This window comes from Lysobacter sp. CFH 32150 (assembly GCF_022758295.1).
GTDB lineage: Bacteria > Pseudomonadota > Gammaproteobacteria > Xanthomonadales > Xanthomonadaceae > CFH-32150.
In genome coordinates this window covers 237,319-262,210 of sequence record NZ_JALDWJ010000007.1, presented here as the reverse complement: position 1 = coordinate 262,210, position 24,892 = coordinate 237,319, and the positions used below count along the sequence as shown (strand labels likewise).

Annotated in this window: 29 protein-coding genes and 1 pseudogene; 13 read left to right on the top strand and 17 right to left on the bottom strand. The window is 63.1% G+C overall.

The genetic code is table 11. The features are described from left to right. Positions 1-40: 40 nt before the first annotated feature. From MO486_RS11205 to MO486_RS11185, 5 genes are all read right to left on the bottom strand, one after another. Positions 41-1,135, bottom strand: coding sequence for a S41 family peptidase (locus MO486_RS11205; RefSeq protein WP_242907529.1), 1,095 nt, complete (start codon positions 1,133-1,135; stop codon positions 41-43). 113 nt (positions 1,136-1,248) lie between these two features. Next, a complete protein-coding gene (locus MO486_RS11200) occupies positions 1,249-1,914 on the bottom strand; it encodes a response regulator (protein WP_242907527.1) in 666 nt (221 codons plus the stop codon). After that, complete coding sequence (locus MO486_RS16500) at positions 1,911-3,353, bottom strand: ATP-binding protein (RefSeq protein WP_242907525.1); 1,443 nt, start codon at positions 3,351-3,353, stop codon at positions 1,911-1,913. Before MO486_RS16500 ends, MO486_RS11200 begins: the two co-directional genes overlap by 4 nt. Positions 3,354-3,483: 130 nt before the next feature. Then, on the bottom strand, positions 3,484-4,149 hold the full coding sequence (locus MO486_RS11190) for a sulfotransferase family protein (protein WP_242907523.1): 666 nt from the start codon (positions 4,147-4,149) through the stop codon (positions 3,484-3,486). A 118-nt stretch (positions 4,150-4,267) separates the two neighbouring features. Next, positions 4,268-4,618 (bottom strand): RcnB family protein, encoded by a 351-nt coding sequence (locus tag MO486_RS11185; RefSeq protein ID WP_242907521.1) that lies wholly within the window; start codon positions 4,616-4,618, stop codon positions 4,268-4,270. Positions 4,619-4,863: 245 nt separating this feature from the next. Between MO486_RS11185 and MO486_RS11180 the strand changes: the two genes are divergently transcribed. Next, complete coding sequence (locus MO486_RS11180) at positions 4,864-5,481, top strand: FMN-binding negative transcriptional regulator (RefSeq protein ID WP_242907519.1); 618 nt, start codon at positions 4,864-4,866, stop codon at positions 5,479-5,481. Positions 5,482-5,502: 21 nt separating this feature from the next. Here the strand turns inward: MO486_RS11180 and MO486_RS11175 are convergent, their stop codons facing one another. After that, the gene (locus tag MO486_RS11175) at positions 5,503-6,198 is read right to left on the bottom strand and encodes a helix-turn-helix domain-containing protein (RefSeq protein WP_242907517.1); all 696 of its coding nucleotides are present in this window, start codon (positions 6,196-6,198) and stop codon (positions 5,503-5,505) included. Between the two features lie 140 nt (positions 6,199-6,338). Between MO486_RS11175 and MO486_RS11170 the strand changes: the two genes are divergently transcribed. From MO486_RS11170 to MO486_RS11155, 4 genes are all read left to right on the top strand, one after another. Further along, positions 6,339-7,718 carry an FAD-binding oxidoreductase gene (locus tag MO486_RS11170; RefSeq protein ID WP_242907515.1) on the top strand — a complete coding sequence of 460 codons (1,380 nt, stop codon included), beginning with the start codon at positions 6,339-6,341 and terminating at the stop codon, positions 7,716-7,718. Between the two features lie 136 nt (positions 7,719-7,854). Further along, a complete protein-coding gene (locus MO486_RS11165) occupies positions 7,855-9,555 on the top strand; it encodes a tetratricopeptide repeat protein (RefSeq protein WP_242907513.1) in 1,701 nt (566 codons plus the stop codon). Further along, positions 9,552-10,394, top strand: a complete 843-nt coding sequence (locus MO486_RS11160) for an N-acyl homoserine lactonase family protein (protein WP_242907511.1) — start codon at positions 9,552-9,554, stop codon at positions 10,392-10,394. The genes MO486_RS11165 and MO486_RS11160 overlap by 4 nt, the downstream gene beginning before the upstream one ends. 117 nt (positions 10,395-10,511) lie before the next feature. Beyond that, positions 10,512-10,817: a PilZ domain-containing protein gene (locus tag MO486_RS11155; protein WP_242907509.1), complete on the top strand. Its 306-nt coding sequence runs from the start codon at positions 10,512-10,514 to the stop codon at positions 10,815-10,817. Positions 10,818-10,830: 13 nt separating this feature from the next. Here MO486_RS11155 and MO486_RS11150 read toward each other — a convergent pair whose 3' ends face one another. Further along, positions 10,831-11,202 (bottom strand): cupin domain-containing protein, encoded by a 372-nt coding sequence (locus MO486_RS11150; protein WP_242907507.1) that lies wholly within the window; start codon positions 11,200-11,202, stop codon positions 10,831-10,833. A gap of 334 nt (positions 11,203-11,536) precedes the next feature. On the opposite strand from MO486_RS11150, the gene MO486_RS11145 reads away from it, so the two are divergent. The 3 genes from MO486_RS11145 to MO486_RS11135 all read left to right on the top strand — a co-directional run bounded on the left by MO486_RS11145 (position 11,537) and on the right by MO486_RS11135 (position 14,485). Further along, positions 11,537-12,073 (top strand): outer membrane beta-barrel protein, encoded by a 537-nt coding sequence (locus MO486_RS11145; RefSeq protein WP_242907506.1) that lies wholly within the window; start codon positions 11,537-11,539, stop codon positions 12,071-12,073. A gap of 100 nt (positions 12,074-12,173) precedes the next feature. Further along, positions 12,174-12,920 (top strand): glucose 1-dehydrogenase, encoded by a 747-nt coding sequence (locus MO486_RS11140; protein WP_242907504.1) that lies wholly within the window; start codon positions 12,174-12,176, stop codon positions 12,918-12,920. Between the two features lie 137 nt (positions 12,921-13,057). Beyond that, positions 13,058-14,485 (top strand): M64 family metallopeptidase, encoded by a 1,428-nt coding sequence (locus MO486_RS11135; protein WP_242907502.1) that lies wholly within the window; start codon positions 13,058-13,060, stop codon positions 14,483-14,485. Positions 14,486-14,581: 96 nt separating this feature from the next. Here the strand turns inward: MO486_RS11135 and MO486_RS11130 are convergent, their stop codons facing one another. The 4 genes from MO486_RS11130 to MO486_RS11115 all read right to left on the bottom strand — a co-directional run bounded on the left by MO486_RS11130 (position 14,582) and on the right by MO486_RS11115 (position 18,046). After that, entirely contained in the window at positions 14,582-15,175 is a 594-nt protein-coding gene (locus MO486_RS11130) for an N-acetylmuramidase family protein (RefSeq protein WP_242907500.1), read from the bottom strand. 89 nt (positions 15,176-15,264) lie between these two features. Further along, the gene (locus MO486_RS11125) at positions 15,265-16,320 is read right to left on the bottom strand and encodes a hypothetical protein (RefSeq protein WP_242907499.1); all 1,056 of its coding nucleotides are present in this window, start codon (positions 16,318-16,320) and stop codon (positions 15,265-15,267) included. Between the two features lie 96 nt (positions 16,321-16,416). Then, positions 16,417-16,848 (bottom strand): hypothetical protein, encoded by a 432-nt coding sequence (locus MO486_RS11120; protein WP_242907497.1) that lies wholly within the window; start codon positions 16,846-16,848, stop codon positions 16,417-16,419. Positions 16,849-16,966: 118 nt separating this feature from the next. Further along, positions 16,967-18,046, bottom strand: coding sequence for a hypothetical protein (locus MO486_RS11115; RefSeq protein ID WP_242907495.1), 1,080 nt, complete (start codon positions 18,044-18,046; stop codon positions 16,967-16,969). On the opposite strand from MO486_RS11115, the gene MO486_RS11110 reads away from it, so the two are divergent. Continuing rightward, positions 18,045-18,317, top strand: a complete 273-nt coding sequence (locus MO486_RS11110) for a hypothetical protein (RefSeq protein WP_242907493.1) — start codon at positions 18,045-18,047, stop codon at positions 18,315-18,317. The genes MO486_RS11115 and MO486_RS11110 overlap by 2 nt on opposite strands. Before the next feature lie 33 nt (positions 18,318-18,350). Continuing rightward, on the top strand, positions 18,351-18,812 hold the full coding sequence (locus MO486_RS11105; RefSeq protein WP_242907491.1) for a hypothetical protein: 462 nt from the start codon (positions 18,351-18,353) through the stop codon (positions 18,810-18,812). 20 nt (positions 18,813-18,832) lie between these two features. Here MO486_RS11105 and MO486_RS11100 read toward each other — a convergent pair whose 3' ends face one another. Further along, the gene (locus MO486_RS11100) at positions 18,833-19,528 is read right to left on the bottom strand and encodes a hypothetical protein (RefSeq protein ID WP_242907489.1); all 696 of its coding nucleotides are present in this window, start codon (positions 19,526-19,528) and stop codon (positions 18,833-18,835) included. Between the two features lie 530 nt (positions 19,529-20,058). On the opposite strand from MO486_RS11100, the gene MO486_RS11095 reads away from it, so the two are divergent. After that, a complete protein-coding gene (locus tag MO486_RS11095; RefSeq protein WP_242907487.1) occupies positions 20,059-20,256 on the top strand; it encodes a hypothetical protein in 198 nt (65 codons plus the stop codon). On the opposite strand, the gene MO486_RS11090 is transcribed toward MO486_RS11095, so the two are convergent. The 5 genes from MO486_RS11090 to MO486_RS11070 all read right to left on the bottom strand — a co-directional run bounded on the left by MO486_RS11090 (position 20,235) and on the right by MO486_RS11070 (position 23,129). Next, positions 20,235-20,546, bottom strand: coding sequence for a hypothetical protein (locus tag MO486_RS11090; protein ID WP_242907485.1), 312 nt, complete (start codon positions 20,544-20,546; stop codon positions 20,235-20,237). The two genes, MO486_RS11095 and MO486_RS11090, sit on opposite strands and share 22 nt — an antisense overlap. 150 nt (positions 20,547-20,696) lie before the next feature. Then, entirely contained in the window at positions 20,697-21,230 is a 534-nt protein-coding gene (locus tag MO486_RS11085) for a hypothetical protein (RefSeq protein ID WP_242907483.1), read from the bottom strand. 35 nt (positions 21,231-21,265) lie between these two features. Beyond that, positions 21,266-21,907 (bottom strand): DUF1570 domain-containing protein, encoded by a 642-nt coding sequence (locus tag MO486_RS11080; protein ID WP_242907481.1) that lies wholly within the window; start codon positions 21,905-21,907, stop codon positions 21,266-21,268. Beyond that, complete coding sequence (locus MO486_RS11075; protein ID WP_242907479.1) at positions 21,861-22,196, bottom strand: hypothetical protein; 336 nt, start codon at positions 22,194-22,196, stop codon at positions 21,861-21,863. Before MO486_RS11075 ends, MO486_RS11080 begins: the two co-directional genes overlap by 47 nt. 15 nt (positions 22,197-22,211) lie before the next feature. Next, entirely contained in the window at positions 22,212-23,129 is a 918-nt protein-coding gene (locus MO486_RS11070) for a tetratricopeptide repeat protein (RefSeq protein WP_242907477.1), read from the bottom strand. A gap of 203 nt (positions 23,130-23,332) precedes the next feature. Between MO486_RS11070 and cysK the strand changes: the two are divergent. Both cysK and MO486_RS11060 read left to right on the top strand, forming a co-directional pair. Beyond that, positions 23,333-24,331, top strand: a pseudogene (gene cysK / locus MO486_RS11065) (cysteine synthase A); the annotation flags it as partial. A gap of 6 nt (positions 24,332-24,337) precedes the next feature. Further along, positions 24,338-24,856: a glutaredoxin domain-containing protein gene (locus MO486_RS11060; protein ID WP_242907686.1), complete on the top strand. Its 519-nt coding sequence runs from the start codon at positions 24,338-24,340 to the stop codon at positions 24,854-24,856. Positions 24,857-24,892: the final 36 nt, after the last annotated feature.

Sequence of the window (24,892 nt, the reverse complement as noted above, 5' to 3'; positions counted from 1 at the left end):
TCTGACGCCGTTCTTCGTGTTTCCGTGGCGTGCTCCAGCCTTACTCGAGATCGTCGAGCCGGTGCTGCAAGCGTTGCTTCCACTCTGGATCGGTTGCGTTCGCGATCACATCCTTCAGTGCCAATACCTCGGCAACGTCGAGTGCCTTCTTTGCCGGCGAAGCGATGTCGGGTTTGACGCCCACGCCTTCCCAGTCGGTGTGCGTCACCGGATTGATCGGACGACCCGACGGGACGAACATCATGAAGTGGTCGTCCAGGCGATGCGGACTGCCCCCATGCGCGCCACCGCCGGTGGTCTCACCAATCACGGTGGCGCGACCGGCGTTCTTCAACGCATACGCAAAGTCCTCGCAGCCGGAAAACGTGTCGCGGCTGGTGAGCAGATAAATCTTTCGCGTGCCGCCGTACTTCTTGCCCGGTACGGCTGCCGTGGTCCACCGCTGTTCGGTCCGGTTTTCGTCGCGCCAATAGATGTCATTGAGATGGGTGGGCTGGTCGAACAGATAGCTTGCGAACAACATCACCGTTTCCGGATCGCCGCCCCCGCAGTCGCGCAGGTCGATGACCAGGGCTCCGGTATCCCTGAGCAGCGTCATCGCGGCCGCGATCCGTTCGGTCGCGCCATTCGGCCGCGAGAACGAATGCAGGTTCAGATAACCGATGTTGCCACGCATGCGTTGGACGCTCTCGTAACCAAAATTGAAGCGCTGCGCATTGGCGAATTCCTCGGCCTGGTCGTCTGCCTCCTGCTTGGGTGAGGGCAGGGGGACTGTCTTTTCGAAGTACTGGATTTCCAGATGCTTGTCGTGGCTGTCGCGCTGCAGGTCGGCGGTCAAGGCCGCGGCCAGCTTCTCGGCGCTGGTCACGGTGTCGTAGTCGCCGTGCTGCATCCTGGCGCGCAATTGTTTGCTGAGCACAGTCGCTTTGTCGGGAAAGACGTAGTGCTGGTCGATATTGGCGATCACGCTCGCGATGACTTCTTCGCGTACCGCCTTATCGATACGCATGTCGTTCTGCGGCGGCCCCGATTGGGCATGACCGGGCAGTCCGAACAGCGCGAACCCCAACAGGCCCAACGCACCGGCGCTGGCGGCGGCCACTGCGCTCACTTTCTTCTTCTTGCTGATGTTCATCACTCGTCCTCACTGGCTGGCGGAATTCGTCGGTAACCGACGAGGCCAGCGTGGCCAAGCAATATGGAGAAAGTGTGTGGGTGGTTTCAGGTCGCGGGGTGCACTGGGGACCGCTACACGTCGACGCGATAACCCAGGCCGTAGATGGAATGGATGACTTCGGTGTCCGACATCACCGTCGAGATTTTCCGGCGCAGGTTCTTGATATGGCTGTCGATCGCCCGGTCGTTGACATCGAGGCTGTCTCGCCGCGCCAGGTCGAGCAGCTGTGCCCGCGAATAAATCGTTCCGGGCCGCCTGGCCATGGCGACGAACAGGTCGTACTCGGTCGGCGTCAGCTCCAGTGGCCGACCGCGCAGGCGCACCGTTCGCGTCGCCTCGTCGATCTCGATCAGTCGTGTGCCATCGTCCGGCTTGCGTTGCCGACGCAGGATGGCTTTGATGCGCGCGACCAGTTCGCGCGGGCTCAAGGGTTTGCAGAGGTAGTCGTCGGCACCGACTTCCAGGCCCAACAGTCGATCGATTTCCTCGACCCGCGCAGTGGTCATGATGATCGGGACATCGGAAAACGCGCGCACGGCCTGGCAAAGCGCAATGCCGTCCAGACCCGGCAGCGTTAGGTCGAGCACGATGAGGTCGGGCACGGTTCGACGCACGCTTGCCAGCGCCTCGCCGCCATCGCGTATGACCGTCGCTATGAAACCCGCTGCGGTGACGTAGTCGGCAACGATGGCGGCTTGGTCGGCTTCGTCTTCGACGATCAGAATGGCTTCGGTCATGGCGGCGCTTCTAGCAGCGTGTCTTCCAGCGTAAGGACGATCCGGGCTCGCAGGCCGCCAAGAGGGGACGCGCCGAACTCCAGGCGCCCGCCATGGGCGTCGAGAATCTGTCGGCAAAGCGCCAGCCCCAACCCGGCACCGCCGAGCGCATCGCTGCGCGGCGAATCGGCGCGAAAGAACCGTTCGCCGAGGCGCCCCATCGCCGACTCGGGAACGCCCGGTGCCGAATCATCGATCGTCACGTGCAGGGTGTCGCCGACGACTTTCCCGTGAAGATCGATGCGACCGCCAGCCGCGGTATAGCGCACGCAGTTCTCGAGCAGGTTCGTCACCACCTGGCGGATGCGTTCGGCATCGCAACGCACTAGCGAACGCAGCGGCGGCGGTCCGACCGACGCGACCAACCCGGCCACGCGAAACTTCTCGGCAAAGCTCGCCGCGGTGTCGACCACCAGTGGCCAGATGGCATTCGGGGTCTGGTCGTAATGCATTTGGCCGGCATCCGCGCGTGCCAGTTCGTAGAGCTCGTCGACGCGTCGGCCCAGCGACAGGACCTGCCGTAGCATCATCGCGACGTTTTCCGGCGTGGCGGTTCTGACGCCGTCTTGCAATGCTTCCAGTTGTCCGCGCAATACGGACAGCGGGGTACGCAATTCGTGCGATGTATCCGCAACCCACTGCCGGCGCGAACGTTCGGTGTTGGCCAGTCGCGCTGCCAGATGATCGAAGGTGTCCGCCAGCTCGCCCAGTTCGTCGCTGCGGTGGATGCCCAGGCGCGTGTCGAAGCGACCCGCTTCGAGCCGTCGTGCACCGGCGACGAGGCGCGCGATGGGTCTGCGGAAATGCGCAGCCAGCACAGCCGCCGCCAAGGCGCTCAACAGCACGCCGATACCCACGACCACCATCAGGTTGTGTTGCTGTTGGAGCAGGAAGGCCACCGCGAGCTCGTCCGCGGGGCTCTGCGTCTTGGCCATGACGAGATATCCCACCGTCCGGCCGTCGACGACGAGTCGCTGTTGGATCGTATCGATCGAAGCGAACGCAATCACCAGCCGGTTCGCCACCGCACCCGCCAGATAGTGCTTGTCGTGATCGAGCAAGCCGATGCGGTCGCCCAGGTTCGACGAAAACCACCGATCGCCCTGTGCAGCTTGTCGCGCGGTTGGTACGCCCAGCAGCGTCTCGCGCAACCACGTCTGGCGGCGCGTGGCATTGGGCGGCAGGAACGACCAATCGTGGTGGGTCCGGAACTGCGCGGACAACGCATCACCCAGATCGTGAAGGCGCTCGCGGTCGACGCTTTCGGTTTTCCCGGAGTCTGCAAATGCGCCACTGCTGTCGAACAATTGCCAGCGCACCACTTCCAGGCCGACGGCCGCCACCGCCATGACAGACAGCAGTACGGCCACGAAAAGGCGATAGGCGATGGAAAACTTCACTGGCACCGTCCATCTGGCAAGGTCGGCCGACGCTAATGGAGAACACGGACCGAGGGCAAGCTAAAGGTCCGTGCTGATGAAAACTTTGCCACGGCCAGGTTGCCTGCCCGACATTCCAAGTTTCCACTGATCAGAGTTGCATTGGCTCGTGAGTCCACAATGCGCCCTGGAGTATGCCGCGCGTGCTCTCTCTGTCGTTGAGACGCGGGAAGGGAGCGTCCGGGACGTCAACGTCCAGGAACCCACAAAGCGGTTCCCAACCATCGGTGACTTTGAACTCCAACAGCTTGTGCGCGGGCACGTCTCGCCTGACGGATTCGTTATGGGCATTGAAAACCCTGATGTTGGAATCCCGCTCGATCTTCCCACCAAAGTGCCGATCGAGGATTGCGTCCATCACCGGCAAAAACTTGTGATACCGAACCACCTTGCGTGGCTCTCGCGCCTCCTCGAACGCTGACCAAAGCGCCTGCCAGGAATCGAACCATTCGTCGGGATCACGCGTGGTCAGGACGACCACCGCCTCGGGGAAAGCCTGCATCAACTCGCGGTAGTGCAGGCAGTTGGGAGTGTCGACCGATGCTTGATAGCCTTTCAGCAGCCACTGCCAGTCCATCTCCCTTCCGCCAACGTAGTAGTCATACCAGGCGTCCAGATGCTCATCGTTGAAGCCAGGGCGCGGAAGAACAGCCTCGGCCATGTGATAGCAGGGCGCAAATCCAAGTCGTTCCAATGCCGATTTTGTGCTGAGCGTACCCGTCCGACTAAAACCAGCGCCTATCACTTTCAGTGCCACGACGACTCCCCCACATTCGATGCGCCAACGACAAGAGGCGCCGACACTTGGCGGGCATTTTAGTCACGAAGGCCCCGCATCGCGGGGCCTTCGGTTCCGGTGTTACACAGCGTGGTGATCAGTAACCCAACGCCTGCGCGATCAAGCCGGTCGCCACTTCCACCAGCAGGTAGCGGTCGTCCATCGGACGCACCCAGCGGTAGCCTGTCGGCGGCGGGCTCAGGTTGTAGACGTGGTAGTCAACGACGTAATAGCGCGGATCGACATCGGCCCACACGATGCGGTCGCCACGCTTCCATTGCTGCTTGTACCAGCCCAGGTGCAGGCCCTGGTCGTGGCGGCCCTCGGTCTTGTGTGCCTTCGACTTCGCGTGCCCCGGCGGCCCGTCTTGCGCGTTGCCGCCCAGCGCTGGCGAGGCGCTGAACACGAACGCGGTCAGGGCGGCGGCGATCAGCGTGTGCTTGTTCATGTCGTCCTCCTCGTGCCATAGGTGCATGCACCATAGGCAGGCACGGGTGAAGCCCGGGGCAGATTGCGATGAACCTGCGGCAACGGTTCAGTTGGCGCGATTGTGCAATTGATCAGCTGCGCCTCAGCTCCGTAGGGTGGGCTTTAGCCCACCGCTTTAGCCAACATGGCAACGGTGGGCTAAAGCCCACCCTACGACGCAGCCGCGATGAAGTAACTTGTGCACCATCTGTTACGGAGTCGTGCATGAGGACCAATACCAAGTTCGCCCCAAGTTCGCCGGATGCCATCGACCACTTGGTTGCCGCGCATCCTTTTGCATTGGTGATCAGCGCAAACGGTGACATGCCACTCGCCACGCCGCTGCCGCTGCTGCTGGAGCGCAGCAGCGATGGCACGGCAACATTGATCGGCCACTTTCCCCGCACCCACCCGCACACGGAGCTATTGCGCCGGGATCCACGCGCGCTTGTCGTCTTCATGGGCTCGCACGGCTACATCTCGCCGTCATGGCTTGCCGATCGCACCCAGGCACCGACCTGGAACTACGAAACCGCGCAACTCGAGATCAACGTCGAGTTCGACGACAGCACCGATGCCACCGAAGCGGCGCTTGCGCGACTGGTCGAGCACATGGAACACGGGCGCCCCAACGCCTGGTCGATCGCGGACATGGGCCCGCGCTACGCCAAGCTGGCTGGGGCCGTTGTGGCGTTCCGCGCCCACGTCACCGCGGTCCATATGAAGTTCAAGCTGGGTCAGGACGAGCGTAGCGACGTGCGCGCGGACATCCTGGCCGGCTTGGCGGACACCGGGCAACAGCCATTGCTGGAGGCTATGACCAGGGAGAATTGCCTGGGTTGAGGTAAAGGGGTCGACGATGTTTCAGCCTGCAGAGCTCGCTGCACTCGTGACCGGCTTGATGTGAGCGAACATGCTCCGGGCATTCCACGTGGGGAAGGCTCGGACGAGCGATGACGGACCGTAGAGCTTGATGCGGCGGTCCCGGATGGCTGTGGCCCAACTGAGCTGGCCGGCGTGCCATTTGACGAAGGCTTCGGCGTCCGCGGTGATGTACAGGTCTTCGTCCAGGCCCGGGTACGTTTTGCAGATTTCGGTGTCGCCGAACTCGATCAGCAGCCAGTACCGCTCGAGGGACTGGCGACCGGTGAAATCGAACCGAATGACGACGCGTCGATCCGGGAGCCGGTCTCGGCGCAGCGCATTGCACATCGACCACAGCGCCACGAATGGATCGAGGTTCTCCGGAGCGATGTCGAGCCAGCGTGCTCCCCACTCGCCGAGCGACACGCAGACCTTGAACAGGTCATGGCCGGCGGGCGTGAGCTCGTAGCAGCGCCCGCGTCCGCCTGGTTTGGATGTGGACGCAACGATGCCGAGCCGTTCCAGCTGCTTGAGGCGATGCGAGAGCAGGGTGCGGGACAGACCCGGCGCACCCGCCAGGATCTCGGTGAAATTTCCGCAGCCCACGGACAGGTTGCGGACGATCACCGGTGTCCAGCGCTCGGCAAAGATCTCCGCACCACGGGCAATGGGACAGTACTGGCCGTAGGTCCGCATGGCGCCATGGTCCCCCTCTTGCGGCCGGTTTTGAAGTCCAGATTTTTGACTTCACAGCCGACGCCCACCGTGGTGCGATGGAAGTCGTCGGTGGGACGACACCGACACCAGTCGGCCACCTGAGAGCGGAGGCGACGACCATGGAGATCAACGAATTCCAGGGCCAGCGGATCACGGCTGGCCACGCCGAATACGACACTGCCCGAGCCGTGTGGAACGGCGCCATCGACCGCCATCCGCGACTGATCGCGCGATGCAGCGGGACCGCCGACGTGGTCGCTGCCGTGCGTTTCGCCCGCGAACACGACCTCGAAATCGCGGTACGCGGCGGCGGCCACGGCGTGGCCGGCTCCGCGGTGTGCGACGACGGGATCGTCATCGACCTCTCGGCGAAGCGGGCCGTCCGCGTCGACCCTGCCCGCCGCACCGCCCAAGTGCAGGGGGGCGCCCTGTGGGGCGACGTCGACCAGCAGACCCAGGCTCACGGCCTCGCCACCACCGGCGGTATCGTGGGCCACACCGGCGTCGCTGGACTCACCCTCGGCGGTGGCATCGGCTGGCTCATGCGCAAGCACGGGCTCACGATCGACAACCTGCTCGCCGCCGAGATGGTCACCGCCGAAGGCAGCGTCGTCCATGCGTCCGCCGACGAGCACCCCGACCTGTTCTGGGCGCTGCGCGGCGGCGGCGGCAACTTCGGCGTCGTTACCTCGTTCAGGTTCGCGCTGCATCCCGTGGGCCCGACCGTCGTCGCCGGACCCGTCTTCTGGGCGGCCGAAGACGCCGCCGAGGTGCTGCGCTTCTACCGGGACTTCGCTGCCGATGCGCCCGACGAGCTCGGCAACATCGTCAAGCTCTGCACCGTCCCTCCGCTGCCGGTGATTCCCGAGGATCTGCACTGGCGGCCGGCCATCGCCGTGGGTTCGTGCTACGCCGGTGGCATCGAGGAGGGCGAGCGGGCGGTCGAAGCACTCCGCGGGTTCGGGTCGCCGCTCATCGACCTGATCGCACCCAAGCCGTACGTCGCCCACCAGTGCGCCCTCGACGACACCGTTCCCCACGGGTGGCACTACTACTGGAAGTCCACGAACCTCGCCGGCCTCTCCGACGACGTGATCAGCGTCATCGCCGATCACGCGTACAGGGCCAACTCGCCGCGAACGTACGCGGCAATGTTCCACTTCGAGGGCGCCGTCGCCCGTGTCCCCAATGACGCCACAGCCTACGCCGGGCGCGACGCCGTCCCCCACAACATCATCATCCACGGCGCGTGGCTCCCCGAGCAGGCCGACGAGATCGGCGCGGCCGAGACAGAGTGGGCGCGGGGCTTCCTTCGTGCGCTCGAACCGCACCGCGCCGAGAGCGTCTACGTCAACTTCCTCAGCGCCGACGAAGGTCCCGGCCGTATCCGCGAGGCCTACGGCCCCGGCGTCTACGACCGGCTGGTGGACATCAAAACCAAGTACGACCCCGACAACGTCTTCCACCACAACCAGAACATCCGCCCGCGTTCCGGGTGAACAGCCGCCACGTCGAGACCAAAAGGGATCGGATCCCACGCCTTTGGCTAATGCTTCCTACGGGTTCTGCCCGCCCCAATTTGATTCGCGATCCCTGGCGGCGTAGAACGAAGGCCCCGAAGGCAAGGGGTCTCCCATGAAACGTCTATTGGCCGTCGCGCTGATCGTCGCCGTCGCTTTGGCGGGTGTGTTCTACGTGCGCAAGCATCGGGAAGAACGTTCCGGACCTTCCACCGCATCTGCGCCCGTGGTGCCAGGCATCGTCGGCGCCACCCTGCTGGAAGGTCTTGGCAATTACCACTTCGCCATCACCACTTCCAAGCCTGAAGTGCAGCGCTGGTTCGACCAGGCCCTGATGCTCACCTACGGTTTCAACCACGATGCCGCCGAGCGTTCGTTCCTGCGCGCGACCGAGCTCGATCCCGACTGCGCCATGTGCTGGTGGGGCGCGGCACTCGTGCTGGGTCCGCACGTCAACGCGGCCATGGACCCGGCCAACAACGCCGCCGCCTGGACGCGGCTGCAGAAGGCGATCGCGCTGGCGCCCAAGGCCACGCCACGCGAGCAGGGCTTCATCCGCGCGTTGTCTGCGCGCTACGCCGAAACTCCACCGGAGGATCGCAAGCCGCTCGACGCCGCTTACGTCGACGCCACCGGCAAACTCACCGCGGAATTCCCGGACGACCTCGACGCCGCCACGTTCCATGCCGAGGCGATGATGGACACGCAGCCGTGGGACTACTACGACGCGGACCTGCAGCCCAAGGGCCATACCGCGGCGATCGTGTCGACACTGGAATCGGTCATGAAGCGCAACCCCGACCACGCCGGTGCGCTGCATCTGTACGTGCATGCAGTGGAAGCCTCGGCCGATCCGGAACGCGGCGCCGCGGCGGCCGATCATCTGCGCACGCTGATTCCCGGTTCCGGCCACCTGGTGCACATGCCGGCGCATATCTATTCGCGCGTCGGTCGCTGGCATGACGCCGTGCTCGCCAACCAGGTGGCGATCAAGGCCGACGACGCCTATCTCGCCATCTGCCGCGGCAATACCAAGGGCATCTATCCGCTCGGTTACGTGCCGCACAACCATCACTTCCTGTGGTTTGCAGCCAGCATGGAAGGCAGCGGCGCGATGGCGAAATCCGCTGCCGAGCAGACCGCGAACCGGACCAACTTGCCCGAGCTGATGCGCCAACCGGGATTCGCTGGCTTGCAGCAGTACTGGCTTACGCCGTGGTTTGAACGCGTGCGCTTCGGCCGTTGGGACGAGATCGTCGGCGCACCGAACCCGGCGCCGGATCTCCCTTACGTCACTGCGATCTGGCACTACGCGCAAGGCATGGCTGCCGTGCGGCAGAAGCGACTGGACGATGCCGATCAACACCTCAAGGAACTCGCGAAACGCGCGGCCGACCCGGTGATGGAAACACTCACCGTCTGGGATCGCTATCCGTTGGCGCACGCGGCCCATATCGCCGAACGCACCCTGGCGGGCGAACTCGCCACCGCGCGCGGCGATCGCGCGGCAGGCATCGCGGCGCTGCGCGAAGCTACGGTGATCGAAGACAAGATTCCCTACGACGAACCGCCCGGCTGGCATGCGCCGACGCGGCAAACGCTGGGTGTGCTGCTACTCGACGACGGCAAGCCCGCCGACGCGGAAGCCGTGTATCGCGACGAACTTCGACGCAATCCCGACAACGGCTGGTCGCTGTTCGGCCTGGCGCAAAGCCTGCGCGCGCAGAAGCGCGATGCCGAGGCAACAGAAGTAGAAGGTCGCTTCGCGAAGGCGTGGCAAAACGCCGACATCAAGCTCACGGCGTCGCGCTTGTGAACATACGCCTTCGCCACATCGCCGCCGCGTTGCTTGCATTGCCCTTGTCGCTTGCCGCAGCGACCCCGGCAGCGAAACCCGATGTCCGACTGTGGCGCCTGGATTGCGGCTCGCTCTGGACTTACAACCTGGACGAGTTATCCGATACGCGCGCCTATGTCGGCCAGAGCAAGAATTTCGTGGGGAGCTGCTACCTGATCCGGCACGGCGACGCTTATCTGCTCTGGGATACGGGCCTGTCCAAGGAATATTTGAACAAGCCGTTCACCCAGGGCGATGCGGATTCCACATCGCTCGCGACGACGGTGGTCGACCAGCTCGCGAAGATCGGCGTCAAGCCGGCACAGGTATCGATGATCGGCATCAGTCATTACCACCTAGACCACATCGGCCAGGCAGCGGATTTTCCGCAGGCGAAGCTGCTGATCGGCAAAGGGGACTTCGCGGTGTTGAGCCAGCCGGGTCACGAAGCGCGCGCGAAGTTCTTTTCGCCTTGGCTGCAGAAAGATGCCAACGTCGAAAAGGTCACCGGCGACTACGACGTGTTCGGAGATGGCAGCGTGGTGATGCTCGATCTGCCCGGGCACACACCGGGCCATCATGGCCTGCTGGTGCAGCTGCCGAAGCGCGGCGCAGTGCTGCTGTCCGGCGATGTGGTGCATTTCCGCGAAAATCTGGAATCGGCGGGCGTGCCATCGTTCAACACCGACCGCGCGCAGTCGTTGTCCTCAATGGACCGTTTCGCCAAGCTTGCGCGGAACCTGGACGCGACGTTGATCATCCAGCACGAGGAAAATGACGTCGCGAGGTTGCCCGTATTTCCAGAAGCGGCCGAATGAGCTTGGCCGCCAAAAAGGCCCGTGGGATGGGTTGAGCGCAGCGATACCCGTCGCCCCGTGGCTACCGATCGTCGCCTCATAGATGCCGACCACTTCACTCGCGCATAGGATCAGCATATGGACACGCTCGTAGAACTGCGCCAACACCCCCGCGAAGAAGTATTCAGCGCGGTCATGTTTGCTTCGGATGAGCACAACGCCATGGCCCTCGATCTGTCGGCGGGCGGCGCGCGCGTTGGGCTGCTTGACGAGTGGCGGCCATCCTGCGGCAGCGTACTGCCGGTGTCCTTTCTGTCCGATACCGACCAGGCGATCCAGCTTATGTGCCGGGTGACGCGGGTTGCCGTCGATCATGTCGGCATGGCGTTCGAGCCTGAGCAGGACGAAGGCATCCGGCGCTTGCTTGCGCTCGCGCTGCACTAGTTCGACCGTATCCCTACACCGGGCGTAGCTGCTCCACCAGCGAACGCGTCCTCTCGTTGACCACGTCGCCGGTATGCAGCGTTGATTTGCGCTCGATGAGCATCACGTGGCATTCGTCCTGCGCGACCGGATTGTGACGCACCCCCTTGGGCACGACGAATAGCTCGCCTTCGGCGAGCTCTACCGCCCCTTGCTCCATTTCGATGCGCAACACGCCCTTCAGGACGAGAAACAGTTCGTCTTCATCTGCATGGGCATGCCAGCCTAAGGTGCCTTGTACCTTGGCCACTTTTACGTAAGCGTCATCCACTTCGGCGATGACGCGGGGCGACCAGAGTTCCGTGAGCGAGGCGGCGATCTGCTTGGGTGAAGCGGAGCGAGTCATTGGAGGCTCCTCGATAAAAGGATTCGGCATCAAGCCAGGCGCTAGAGAAAAGGGGCGGCAACGGGGAGCAAGGGGGCGGAGGCAATTAGGACCGTAGGGTGGGCTTCAGCCCACCGCTTTCGCCAACAAGGCCCACCCTACGAGTTTTCCTTGCAGTTTGCAGCCATCCCATCTGCGGGACATTTCATCCCTCTTTTCCGCTCTTTTGCGCAGCCACATTGCATCCACTTCTTCTGGGCATCGATGGCTGTCCAGGCATTCCGCCGGGGCCCATCGCACGGAAATCGACGCTCCCTCCCCTAGGCGCGATCTCCGTTGCAGGAGTCCAAATGCAATGAGCAAGAACAAGATGTTGTCCCGCACCCTGCTTGCCGTACTGATCGGCGCCGCCGCTTTCGGCGCGCAGGCGGCAGAAGACACAGGGTTGTATGTCGGCGTTGGCGCTGGCCAGTCCTTCGTCGACGAAGGCGTGTATGACGACGAAGACACCGCGTTCTCGGTGTTCGGCGGTTACCAGTTCAACCGCTATTTCGCGATCGAAGCCAGCTACAACGATTTCGGCAAGCTGGAGCCGGAAGGCGCCGGCCAGGCGGTCGAAGCTGATTCGGCCGCGCTAACCGTCGTCGGCACCGTGCCGTTCACCGACAAGTTCTCCGGCTACGCGAAGGCCGGCTTCCACAGCTGGGACCTGGACACGCCGATCGCAGGCGTGATCGGAACGTCCGATGACAGCGGCACCGATCCGACCTACGGCGTCGGCCTGCAGTACCGCTTCACCGACAGCGTCGCCTTGCGCGGCGAGTACAGCCGCTTCGAAGCGGAAGACCTCGATCTCGATCTCGCGCAGTTGCAGGTGCGGTTCGATTTCTGACCGGTTCCCTTTCTGAGATTGCGATCGGGCAGTACAGGCCGCCGGTTTACACCGGCGGTTTCAACCGACGCACGCTCGCCAACACCCCACAGGAAACGTCATGAGCAAGCTCACAGGTAAAGTCGCCCTCGTCACGGGCGCATCCAAAGGCATTGGCGCGGCCATCGCCACGTCGCTGGCCGCCGAAGGCGCGTCCGTCGTCGTCAATTACGCGTCCAGCCAGGCGGGCGCCGATGCGGTCGTCGCCAAGATCAACGCGGCCGGAGGCAAGGCGGTTGCCGTGCGCGGCGACGTCTCGAAGCAGGCCGACGCACAGGCCATCGTCGACGCAGCCATCGAGCAGTTCGGTCGACTGGACATCCTCGTCAACAACTCGGGTGTCTACGAGTTCGCATCCATCGAAGACGTCACCGAAGACCACTTCCACAAACACTTCAACGTCAACGTGCTCGGCCTGCTGCTGACCACGCAGGCGGCGGTCAAACATCTTGGCGAAGGCTCCAGCATCATCAACATCAGCTCTGTCGTCACCCGGATCACGCCTCCGCACAGCGCGGTCTACACCGGCACCAAGGGCGCGGTGGATGCGATTACCGGCGTGCTGTCGCGCGAACTCGGCCCGCGCAAGATCCGCGTCAACACCGTGAATCCCGGCATGATCGAAACCGAAGGCACGCATACGGCCGGTTTCATCGGTTCCGAGTTCGAAACCGGCGTCGTCGCACAAACGCCGCTGGGTCGCATCGGCCAGCCGGACGACATCGCCTCGATCGCCGTGTTCCTGGCCTCGAACGATTCGTACTGGCTGACCGGCGAGCAACTGCTTGCGGGTGGTGGCCTGCGATGACGGCGTAGGAAAAGAGGCCAGGGTGATTGCGCTTGCAACGCGATTCACCCTGGGCACTTTTCCCCGCCCGTGGTCCCTTGCGCAGCCGGTGCTGGGACTGTTCTGATGGCGGCCAGAGCCCTCCTGGGGAAAGCCTGATGCGCCATTTGCTCCTTTTCATCGCTGCCCTCTTTCTGTGCAACGCCACGGCCGGCGCGCAAACGCCAACCGCGTCGGCAAAGACCGCGCCTGCCACGCTCCGCGTCGACATCCAGCACGGTGGCGACGCCAAGTCCGAGCACTACGCGCTCGAGCGCGTCGTGCTCGAGCCGTTGCCGTGGCCCGGCAATCCGGCGCAGCCGCTGGACACCACCAACCGTGGCAGCCAGAAGTTCGAGGTGGTCGACCCGGATAGCGGGCGGGTGCTGTATTCACGCGGCTACGCCACCATTTTCGGCGAGTGGCGCACCACTGAGGAGGCGAAGGCGACGCAGCGCAGCTTCCAGGAGTCGCTGCGCTTCCCGATGCCGGAGAAGCCGGTGCAACTCAAGGTGTATGCGCGTGACGCGGCCAATGCTTTCGTGCCGGTGTGGTCGCAGCGCGTGGATCCGCAGGCACTCGACGTCGAGCGCACCAGCCGACCGGCACCGGGCAAGGTCATTGCGATCCGCAACAACGGCGACCCGTCGCGCAAGCTCGACCTGTTGTTGCTGGGCGACGGGTACGCGGCGGACGAGATGGACAAGTTCGAGGCGCAGGCGCGCGCGCTGGCCGACCATCTCTTCAGCGTGTCGCCGTTCAAGGAGCGCGCCGCCGACTTCAATGTGTGGGCGCTGGCCGTGCCGGTACCGGTGTCCGGGGTCAGTCGTCCGTCCACCGACATCCACCGTGCCAGTTCTGTCGGCATCCGCTACGACATCTTCGGCAGCGAGCGCTACGCGCTGACCCTGGACAACCGTGCCTTCCGCGAGTTGGCCCAGTACGCGCCCTACGACGCGGTCGAGATCGTGTTCAACAGCGAGACTTATGGCGGCGGCGGCATCTTTGGCCAGTTCAGCACCGTGGCGGGCGGCAACGAGTGGGCGAACTATCTGTTCGTGCACGAGTTCGGCCATCACCTTGCCGCCTTGGCTGACGAGTACTACACCTCGCCGGTGGCTTACGCTGCCGCCGACGCGCATCGGGTCGAGCCGTGGGAGCCCAATGTCACCGCGCTGCTGCAGCCTGGAAACTTGAAGTGGAAAGACCAGGTGAGCCCGGTGACGCCGTTGCCGACGCCGTGGCCCAAGGCCGAATTCGAGACCTATGAGCGCGATGTCCAGGCACGCCGCAAACAGTTGCGCGCGGACAAGCGCCCGGAAGCGGAAATGAGCGCGTTGTTCCGCGAGGAGCAAGCGCACGTCGAGGCGCTGTTCGCCGGCCATCCGCATCGCAATGCCGTGGGCGCTTTCGAGGGCGCGAACTACGCCGCCACCGGCTATTACCGCTCGCAGATGCAATGCCTGATGTTCACCCGCGCCGACGCGTTCTGTTCGGTGTGCCAGCACGCGATCGAAGACATCATCGATCTGTACAGCGGGGAGTAGGGCAAGAGCGGTGCCAGAGTCACTTCGGTAACTATCCCTGGCACCGTTTAACTTCTGGCACCGTTTAACTTATTTGTACTTGGCGGCATCAACGCATCACCGGACCAAAGCGTCATCGCCGCAGTACCTGGCATATGTGGCGGCCAGCCTGCTGTCGTAACGATTTTTCGCGTAGCTCGGTCCGTTGTACGCATACGCGAAGCGTTTCCAGTCCTTGGCCCGTAGCGCGCCGAGGAACGGCCGGCGTGCAATGAAGCGCGCAAACGCGGCAAGCTGCTCGTCTGCGCCGGTCTTGTGCGCAGCTACGAAGGCATCGACGTCGTCAAAGCCACAGAGGCGATAGTTGAAACCCATGAGTTGGAACGCGCCCCAACTCGCGGACTGCAGGGCGGCGTCCTGGTCCAACGCACAGGCGGCGTCAAGCCGCTTCCACTCTCCAGCGAGCGTGCCGGAGTACTTCGACCGATCCCAGTGCGGATAGCTCAATCCGGGAGAACCCACATCGAAGTGGCCTTGGGTCAGGCGGTGGAACACATGCCCTTCAAAAAGGACCTTCGGAAGAACTGAAGGTGACGGAAGGAACCCTCTGCCGGAGGACTCGACAATCGCAACTGCGCGCAAGCACGCTTCGTCTACACGCAGTTTACGCGCAAGCGTTGTCCAGGCTTGCGCTGAGATATTGCGGTTCATTTTCAGCCTCCAAGGACGCTGGATCATTCGATCCTGTCGAACGAAACCCCGTTTGACCCGCACGAAGTGCTGACCACGTGCGGCGTCTCTTATGCGGCCCCGTCGCTCGTTATCTTGATCGGGGTACCAATCCTCAGCTGGCTCGCAAGCTTCTTCAGCTCGGCCTCGATTAGCTCGAGTCTTCGAGTCGGAACTGGGTTGCTCTTGGCCAGCCGCCACATGTCCGCCGAGAACTCCGCATCGGGACTCTGCAACTTGAACGCATTGGGCTTGCGCTGGGCAATGGTCTTGACGACGCTCACCATGACGGCCCAGAAATGCGGGAATGTTGTCCTGCCAAGGTCATCGGAAAATTCCGACTTCTTGAGCCAGTTGTTCACCGCCTCCAGGCCGATCTTCTCTTCGGCTTCGGCCAAATGCGGGCTCTTCTTCAGCTGCAGCAGCCCTTTCAGTTGTTTCCCGAGCGCGCTCGAGTTGCTGAACGTGGCAAAGGTTTCGTAGTAGTACATCTGTTTGGTTGGCAGATGCGCTGCTTCGGTGACATGGCCACCGGGCGGGGCGGAGTGCGGGCCATTCGCAATCAGGGCCTTGTACCCGGGGAGGTTTCCGATATAGGCATTGGTCGAAGCAATGTTCCGGGTCGAAAAATCGGACAAGACTTCACCGGCGTTGATCAGGCCCTGCATGAACACGGCATGGTCGTAGGTGACTTTCGCCTCCCGATCGGAGTAGGCCAATCCCCTTTCCCAGGGCCTCATGGTGGTGTCGTTCAACCTCTGATCATAGAGTCGGTAATCCGCCTGAGCCTCCCAGTTGAGCAGCTCGTACACCACCGCCTCGGCACATTCGGAGATGGCCAAGGCGGGCAAGTTGGCGGCGGCCGTTGCGTGACCGATCCCGTAGTGGCGGGGGGGATTGAAGACAATGTCGTTCGCTCCCAGGTAGATCTTTCTGTCACCGATGTCGTAGTGAGCTCCCGTGCCTCCGACCGTATCCCGGATTTCCCCGGTGATATTGGTGGGGGCCGCATTCTCCGCCGCGTTGACGAGCGTATCGACGCCTATGGACGCGTTGCGAAAGACAGTTAGTCGAGCCGTGGTGGCGGTCTCGAGGTTCAGCCAATTCGATCTATTGATGATGCGCATGGGTTCTCCTCCCACTGACGCGGCTGCCGAAGACGACTGGCAGCCGCGGCGTGTTGGGTATGGGGTAGGGGTAAGGGGTAGGGCTTCATTCAAACCCTAGCGTCGACCTTCGTCCTGGGCCGGCCCTGTGTACTGCCCGATCGTCGACCAGACTTTCACGGCAAGTTTGTAGATCGTTCCGATGACGACGTGGGATCTGATGTCGAGTCCAAGTTGATATGCGTGCGGCAGTTCGCCACACACCATGCCAACGATGTGCTGGGCGTTGTCACTGAGTGCTGTCCAACCGCTGACGTAGTCCAGCGCGTGAGGGTTGGTCGCGGGGACGTCTCGATCTTTCCGGGACTTGCTTCCCATGCTTATTGCGAGCTGTTCGGCGGTCGCGTCGTTGGCAGCGTAGGTGTGAGGGTTGGGATGAAGTGGCAGGAGGTGCGTCGTTGCGTTATCGCATGTCGTTCGTAGTTCTGTAGCGTCGTGGACGTTCTTGTTGATGGCCGCTTCAATTTCTCGATCGAATAAGTAAGGCATTTCGTACTCCTCTAATCACGCTCCCGGCCGGGGAGTCAGTGCGGTTAAATTCAGGATGAGAGTCCTGCCGGGCCGCTGATTGCGGCCCGTAGGGGTAAAACGCATAGCGGGCAAGCGCCTACTCCAGGCCCGCCTCGGCATCGACTGCACGCGTCTGGCCCGGCCACACGCCGTACAGGTCGATATGACGCACGCCGTTGACCCACTGCCCGCGCGGGCTGTTCCATTGCAAGGTGTGGGTCTCATCCGTTCTCACGCCACGGAAGATCAACTCGAGCTTGAGGTTGCTCGCATCCAGCGGAATGTCGGCGATCGTCGCGGTCAGGCCGCCGGTCACGTACGTGGTATTCGTCTTGGCACCGCGCGGCGTGTCGTACGTGAGTTTGACGTCAACTTTGTAGGTGCCGCCGTGGGTGTTGCGGATCACCAACTGGTAGGCGCTGATGTGGGTGATCCAGCGCGGCAGCAGCAGGCGACCGTCGAACGAAGCGAAGGTGAATGCCAGCGGCACCGAACCAGTGGGCACCACGCCGGCTTCACTCGGCCACAGGTGCTTGTCGACGCTCTTGCTCTCGCTCGTGGAAGTGAACGAGCCCTTGCCGCTGGCCTCGCCGAGCAGCTTCTGCACGCCCGATGCGGTGCCGGTCAGCGAGAACGTATTGTCGGCCGCCATTGAGCCGACGTTGAGTCCGCTGCGCGCGTACAGCACGCTGGTGACGACACCGAACCCCTGCGCGATGCGGCCGTCCGCACCCATGCCGGACTGGCCCGCGCGCTCGACCAGCCAGTCGATGTTTTTACCGAGCACGGCATCTGGATTGTTGAGCACGGTCTCCGCATCCAGCGCGCACTTCGAGACCATCGAGCCCTCGGTGCCGAACTTCCATTGCACCTGCACTCCGGCCTTGGTGGTGATCCCGGTGTCAGGGTCGGTGACCTCGCCCTTCAGGTCGATGTCGGTTTCGGTGCGCGAGACATCGCTGGTCATCGCGTTCCAATCCGAGCTGACATGGTTGCGCAGGAAGTTGCCCTCGCTGACGCCCGGAATCGTGGACGAGATCAGCTTGAAGAGGCCGGTGGCCGGGTCGACGATGCCGACTGCGCCCGGTGTGATCTCGCTGCTCAACGACCAGTTGCCCCAGTAGGCCTGGTTGGTCTTGCGGATCATCTGGGTGAATTGTGCGTTCCAATTGATCATGGCTTGCTCCTTTGTGGGTGGTGACGTCTTGCGTGTGGGTTGGGTGACGCTCTTGTTCGAACGTCGCAACCGTCGGAGTGTGAAAAGCGTCATGCTCGATTGCGTCGATCAGGCGCGCGCGCAGCAACTGCACACGCTTGCGCGCCAGCGGCTCGTTGATGCCCATGCGTTCGGCGATCGCCGAGTACGGCAGGTCGTCGAGGAAGCGCAGGACGAACAACCGCTGCTGCTCGCGAGGCATCGCCTGCATGGTCGTGGCGACGATCCGTAGCTGCTCGCGGCGCTCGTTCCATTGCACGGTCATGTGGTCGCCACCTGCTTCGGCAACGCCGAGGTCATCGTCGATTTCGACCGAGACGTCGAACAGCCTGTGGTCGCGTACACGTCGACGGACGCTGTCGAGGAAGACATGCCGCAACACCACGAACAGGAAGACCTCGGGATCGGTCACCTTCTCCAGCGAGCGGCGCATGAACTGCAATGCCTTGATGGCGACGCCCGCGAGCAGGTCATCGGCCTGGTCCGGCTGGCCGCCGGCGAGGTGTCGCGCACGACTGCGCAGGGCCGGATACGCTGCGCGCCAAGTGCGTTCGAACAACTGGTCCGCCTGCGCCCTGTCGGCCGCCACGCCGCAACTACCGGCGGGCGGCCCCTCTTGTGCTGGGTACGTGGGAACGTCCAAGGCAACTATCCCTGTCGTGTTGCTCCGCGAAACAACTTCCGTCGGTCAGCGCGCCATGCATGGCCCGACTCGAAGGCGCTTTAACTCCCACTTGCGAGCCGCAGTTACAGCTGCTCGTCGGGGCACGGGGAGTTGGGACCGAACAGGACATCGAGCGATGTCTGTGGCGCATGGCTCAGCACGCCCGCCAGGCAACCGGCCCCTTTGATGACGCGTGCGTCCTCGCGCCAGTCGCAATCCGTGGCATTGAAACGAAAGGCCTGTTTCTGCCAGTTGTTGCGGGCACCACCGCACTGGGTAGCCGCCGGAAACGCGTACCAGCGACCGCCGCTATCGGACTTCTGGTCGAAGCCGGCCACCTTGCAAACGGCGTTGTTGTAGCGACAGATGCGCACGCACTGTTGCAGCGTCTGCAGGGGCGTTCCGTCGTGGCAGCCCTTACCCGCATGCTCGAGATTGCAGTTGCAGTAATCGTTGGGTGGGATCGCGATGCGGGTCACCTGGAAGCGGATCGCCAGCTTGGTGGAGGCTGTTGCACTCAGCAGGCCGCGGAATGCGGTTGCGTCGCTGGCATTGGCCTCCTGCAGCGACACCAGTGGCCGTCCGGCGGCATCCGTGGTGATCGGCGGCTGGGAAACCGGCATCCTCGATTGCAGTCGATAGACATAAATGGTTTCGCAGGGATCGCCGTTGGGGCATTGCGCCTCGACCCGGTCGCTCCAGCCCAAAGCAGTCAAGGCACACGCCCACAGCCCCAGCAACCACAGCGATCGCAGCGCGATCTGGTTCAAACGGATCATGTCGTTCTCCCGTTGCGTTCCCGATGGGCGAGACGAGTAGTCGTCGCGCTCTCCCTTGTTGGAACGTCGCAACCGCGTCGGCGTGAATCGCGCGGTGAAATGGAGATCGTTGGTCTCGTGGAGAACTGGCGTCAGCTGTGGGAACAGGTCCTAGGCGCATCCGCCGAAAGCGGAGTGCGCCGGATGCAGCGGACTCTGGGGGCCATGCGGTCGGAAGTATCAGCAAGCCGTTCGAGCGGACTGCGATCGGTACGAAGGCGTTCGCCCGATCAGTATCTGGCCCCGGCGTCGGTTCTATAGGCCCAAAGGATCAGAATGAAGTTGCGCTTGAAACGCGGGCTCACGCTCCGGGCCTAAACCATTCAGCAGGGCCTCTTCCTGCTCACGCAGATGCGTTCCAAAGGGCGTAGGGCGTGGGGCTCCGGGTGTTCTCTCCGCGAAGGGCTGGGGGTCCATGAAACTTGGCGTGTATTCCCGACCCGACGGGCTCGAGGCCGTTGGTGCTGGTTGCGTTGTGCATGCGACCGCCGATGGAAGCAGAGCACCGCTATGGCCAACTCCACTTCCAAGGTGCCGTAGAAACCGACCATGACGTGGAAGGGATCGACTGGTTCGTGGTGATCGCAGAAATCCTCGACGCCGCCTACGCCACGATCGAACGCAACGTGGTGGGGCATCGGGTTATCTCAGTGATGGATACCGAGGCTCAATCCACTGACGCGCCTTGATCGCCGTCAGTATGGGCAGGCGCTGCGTGCCGCTCGGATGAAACCGCAGGATCACTGTTGGCCGACGTATCGCTCAACAGGCCGCGCGACTTCAGTATCGTGTTGATGCGCTCGGAGACGTACTGGTCATCGTGAGCGCCCGTCATCGACAAGATGGTGTCGGCATACGCGCTGTAGTGGGCCTGCAGGTCGCTAAGGCGATACGACAACTCTTCTTCGAATTTGTCGATCAGCGCATCGAGTTCATCACGACGCTTGTAAGAAAATTTCCACGCGCTTGACTCAGGCATAAACTTCTCCTGTTACGCCCCGCGGATTCTCCAAGGCGCACCGTCTGGCGGGCGTGAAACACGCTCACAAGATGTCCTACGCTTGAATCGTCGGGAGTAGGCCAAGCTGGTCTTCTTTTGCTCACCACGGCTGTCCATGTGCGCTAATGCTCACCGCACCTTGGGCCGCTGGCGCGCCAGGCGGGCTTTGGCTGCGTGAAGGAGGACCCGGGAGTAAAGCTTGTGGAAGCCGAGCAGCGAACGGAATGCAAAACCGAGCGTCTTTTTCCCGGAACCAGCGCTGGTCATCGGAACAACGGCGGAACCGAAGTACAAACGCGTGCGATCACAGGGATCGGCGTCCTCGACCGGCACTGCCATCAGCCAGGACCGGGTGCGGCCCGCAAAATCGCACAGCAGCAATTGATGGGAAGTTTGCCCTTCCACACTCCACGCAGCGAACGAGCTGAGTGCACCGGCCGCGAGTTGCCCGGCTTCGATGTCGGTCGATGGCCTGGAAGCGAACCAGGTGAGTAGCTGCCGTTCCAGTTTGAATACGGTCGTGGTGTAGAAGGCCTCCACATACTCGGCCTGGGAAACGGGCCATGCGACTTCGGTGACGTAGCAGTCCGTGTAAGCGCCACTGTCACGGTACTTGTGGAGCAGTGCGCCCTCTGGAAGTTCGCAGGGCTGGATAGCGGGCATGGTCGACGTCCGTTTCAGGAGAGGGGTTGGCGCTTTCAGGGATCAATGAAAACAGGTTCGGAGGCCGTTTCAGGTTCCGCAACCTCGTCGATCCGCTGCTGCAGGTACCGATACCACTGGCCTTCAATGCGTTCGACCGGGCCAAGCAGTCTTTCGAAGTTTTCCAGCGAGCCGCCACTCGTCATCAGCTTGCGGTAGCTGCCGGCGTAGCGTCCGTTGTCGTAATGGAACAGGAAGTGGGTCAGGCTCCAGTAGCCGATGTAGTACAGGTTGACGTTCCTGCCGATGTCGTCGCGACCGCTGTTGATCAGCGCGCGCAGCGAAATGATCCGGCCCCTGCGGATGTCGTCCTGCCGGTTCCCGCTCAACGCGACAGTGGGTAGCCACCAGATGGGATAGGCGCCGATATCGATGGTCCCTGGCTTGAGCTTTTTGTCCTGGATCCGGCTGGCGCCGAAATAACTCGCAATCCCCTCCTCGATCCAGGTGACGCGCGGGCGCCTGGCCACTTCGTGGTTGAGCTGGTGCGTCGCCTCGTGGAGCATCCAGTGGTACGGGTTTGGGCCGTCGCCGTAATACGCATGGCACAGCGGCGCCAGGTAGAACGCCTCGGCCCACGGGCTGCTGCGGTTATGCGCCTTGAATTCCTGCCGATCCTTGTAGAGGACCAGTTTCAACTTGGGCCGATCGACATCGATTTTCAGTGAGTCGCCAGAACGTGGTGTAGGCGCCATGCAAACTCTCGACAGCGTCCGACACCAGCGCGGTCTGCGATGGCGCTGCGGTGGATGCGATCGCGTAATGCGCGGTTTCGAGCGTGGCTGTGAACCGTGCGGGTTCGGCAGGCCTGGTGGCCACTGGTTGTTCGGCACCAGCCCGATGGCCATGCGCATTCAGCCAGTAGTGGCGGCCGGCAGATGCCGCCAGGGCCATGAGGACCAACACAATGGCCGCCTTGGTCTTCATGGCTCGGTGTATGCGTTATGCCCGTGACTGTTTCGGTGGTGGCGGCGGAGGCGGTGGCATCGGCGGACAGATCCCGCATTCGCCACCATTCGCCTTTGCCTTCCCGGCTTGCGCCAGTACCCGCTGGATATAGCTCTGTCGATTGCGCATCAACGCATCGCGCTCGGCACCGTAGGTGACAGCGAAGTCATAGAGCACGTCGGCCGTTTCGATGGGACCGCCCGCGAGGTTCAGGGTGGCCCAGTCGAGCAGGAGGTTGGCGACGATCGGGTCGGTTGGGCGAACGAATCCGGTGCGCTCGTGCAACTGGTAGGCAAGCGCCGAATTGAGTTCCCATGGCTTGACTGGTCTGCCGTCGTTGCCCGGTGGCATCGCGATTGGAAGGGCGGGCACGAGCGTCCGTTCGAACACGACACCGGTGATGGACCGTCCTTCCAGGTAACGCGGGTCCCTGGCCAGTGCAATCTTGGTTTCGAGTATCCGCGCATGCAGCCATTCGGAGCCGAAATGCTCCTGCCGATTGCGCTGGATGCCGATGCCGATCCATTTGAGGGCGACCGCGTCGTGGCCGGCCAGTTCGAGTGCGGTGCCAAGATTGGCGGCCGTTTCGTGGTGACCAGGGAAGAGGCGTTCGAGCTTGAGGAAGTGACGTACGGCCAGGTCGTACTGCCCTTGATAGACGAGGACGATGCCGAGGTCGGTCAGGTTCTTGAAGTCGGGTTTGTTACGGGCCTGCTTGATCACGTAAGACGCCTGTTTCAGCCAATAGCGCTGGGCGTGGGGCTTGGTGAATCCGTCGACCAGATCTTTTCCGACGTAGTCGTCCGGCGAGAAGCGACGCCCCTGGTGGTCGGTACCCACTGTATTGATGCAGGCGTGCGCCATCGGCATGACGGACAGGAGGACAGCGACGGCCAGCGTCTTGATATGCATTGGATTTCCCGTAACCGCCTTGATTGAGCGCCCAGTGTGCCGTTTCGCCAGAAGAAGTGTGGAACTGGTACGTCGCTCCCACACTACCGATAGGGGTGGTGGGCTCGGCCTTGCGACGTTGACAGCGCGCATCGCTGGGCAGAGTGTGCAGCTGCGGTGCCGTGATCCAGCCCCGCGCCTGCCGATCGCGGAGGACAACTTCCATGCAAGGCAACTTCGGAAACCTGAAGTTCGAGAACATCCTCGGAACGGTCGGACATACGCCGATCGTGCGGCTGACCAAACTGGCGCCGCCACACGTGAACCTGTTCGTGAAGGTCGAGGCGTTCAATCCGATGGGCTCGGTCAAGGACCGGCTCGCGCTCGGCATCATCGAGGACGCGGAGCGCCGCGGCACGTTGTCGCCGGGGCAGACGGTGATCGAGGCGACCAGCGGCAATACCGGTATCGGGCTGGCGATGGTGTGCGCGGTGAAGGGTTATCCGCTGGTGGTCACCATGGCGGAAAACTTCAGCGTCGAGCGGCGCAAGATGATGCGTTTCCTCGGCGCCAAGGTGGTGCTGACGCCGGCCGCGCAGAAAGGTAGCGGCATGTTGGCGAAGGCGGTGGAACTGGCGAAGGCACACGGTTGGTTCCTGTGTCGGCAGTTCGAGAATGAAGCCAATGCCGACATGCACTCGCGCACCACGGCGCCGGAAATCCTCGCCGCCTTCGAAGGCGAGCGACTTGACTACTTCGTTACCGGTTACGGCACCGGCGGCACGCTGAAAGGTGTCGCGCGCGTGCTGAAAGCGCAGCGCCCGGACACACGCATCGTCGTCTGCGAGCCGGACAACTCGCCGATCCTCGGCAGTGGCATCGCGCAGGCACGCGATCCGGACGGCACGCCGAGAGAGAGCCATCCGAGTTTCCGTCCGCACCTGATGCAGGGCTGGTCGCCCGATTTCATTCCCAAGCTGACCGAGGATGCGATCGCGTTGAAACTGATTGATCAGATCCTGCCGATCAACGGCGCCGATGCGGTCCGCCTGTCGCGCGAACTCGCCCAACGCGAAGGCATCTTCGTCGGCATCAGCGCGGGCGCCACGCTGGCAGGGGCATTGCAGGTGTGCGACTCGGCACCGGGCGGCGCGACGGTGCTGTGCATGCTGCCGGACACCGGCGAGCGTTACCTCAGCACGCCATTGTTCGAAGGGGTCAGTGCGGAAATGTCCGCCGAGGAACTGGAGATTTCGCGCTCGACGCCGGGCTGCCGGTTCGACGCGCCGCCGCCGGCGCCACCCACGACCGCCGCACCGAAATCAGAAAGTCCGGTCGCTGCTCCTGTGGTTTCTGACGAAGTGGAAGCCTTCGTCGCGCAGGTGCTCGCCGATCGCGAACAGCCGCTGGTGTTGTTCGCGCTGGAGTGGTGCGAGTTCTGCTGGTCGCTGCGCAAGCTGTTCGCCAGATGCAGCATCCCGTATCGCTCTGTCGACCTGGACTCGACCGCGTACCAGCGCGATGACCGCGGCGGACAGATCCGCGCCGTCCTCACATCACGCACTGGCAGCAAGACCATCCCGCAGGTTTTCGTCGGCGGCGAGTTCATCGGCGGCTGCACGGAAACGCTCGACATGTTCAAGGACGGTCGCTTGCAGACTCTACTCAGTGCGAACGGCGTCACTTACGACGAAAGCGTTCGCATCGATCCCTACACGTTGCTGCCAACGTGGTTGCATCCGCGTTGATCGTTGCGCATCGGATTCCCTGCGTGACCGCAGGGC